The 1,157-nt window shown below is 64.8% G+C and carries 1 protein-coding gene; it reads right to left on the bottom strand.

The genetic code is table 11. From position 1 onward, the window contains the following. A partial coding sequence (gene tuf, locus EG854_RS06060; RefSeq protein ID WP_123286918.1) for an elongation factor Tu occupies nt 1-1,157 on the bottom strand: 1,157 nt, incomplete at its 3' end.

Consider the following 1,157-nt stretch of genomic DNA (forward strand, 5'->3'; position numbering starts at 1 on the left):
ACCGTGCGGCCGCCTTCGCGGATGGCGAAGCGCAGGCCCTGGTCCATGGCGATCGGGGTGATCAGCTCGACGTTCAGCTCGGCGTTGTCGCCGGGCATGATCATCTCCACACCTTCCTTCAGGTGCACGATGCCGGTCACGTCCGTCGTGCGGAAGTAGAACTGCGGGCGGTAGTTGGTGAAGAACGGCGTGTGACGGCCACCCTCTTCCTTGGTCAGGATGTAGGCCTCGGCCACGAATTTGGTGTGCGGGGTGATGGAGCCCGGCTTGCACAGCACCTGGCCGCGCTCGACGTCTTCACGCTTGGTGCCGCGCAGCAGCACGCCGACGTTGTCGCCCGCCTGGCCCTGGTCCAGCAGCTTGCGGAACATTTCCACGCCCGTGCAGGTCGTCTTCTGGACCGGACGGATGCCGACGATCTCGACTTCCTCACCGACCTTGACGATGCCCTTTTCGACACGGCCCGTGACCACGGTGCCGCGACCCGAGATCGAGAACACGTCCTCGACCGGCATCAGGAACGGCAGGTCAACCGGACGCTCCGGCTGCGGGATGTATTCGTCGACCGTGCGCATCAGCTCGAGGATGGCTTCCTCGCCGATCTTGGGGTCACGGCCTTCGACCGCGGCCAGGGCCGAGCCCTTGGTGATCGGAATGTCGTCGCCCGGGAACTGGTACGAGCTCAGCAGCTCGCGCACTTCCATCTCGACCAGCTCCAGCAGCTCCTCGTCGTCGACCATGTCGACCTTGTTCAGGAACACCACCAGCGCCGGCACGCCGACCTGACGCGACAGCAGGATGTGCTCGCGGGTCTGCGGCATCGGGCCGTCCGCGGCCGAGCACACCAGGATGGCGCCGTCCATCTGCGCCGCGCCCGTGATCATGTTCTTCACATAGTCGGCGTGGCCGGGGCAGTCGACGTGCGCATAGTGACGGTTGGCCGTCTCATATTCCACGTGCGCCGTGTTGATCGTGATGCCGCGCGCCTTTTCTTCCGGCGCCGCATCGATGTCCGCATAGGCCATCGCCTTGGCTCCACCGGCCTTCGCCAGCGTCATCGTGATCGCCGCCGTCAGCGTCGTCTTGCCATGGTCAACGTGACCAATCGTGCCGATGTTGCAGTGCGGCTTGGTGCGTTCAAACTTTTCCTTGGCCAT

Origin of the sequence: Brevundimonas halotolerans (assembly GCF_003730275.1) — a bacterium.
In the GTDB taxonomy this organism is placed as follows: domain Bacteria; phylum Pseudomonadota; class Alphaproteobacteria; order Caulobacterales; family Caulobacteraceae; genus Brevundimonas; species Brevundimonas halotolerans.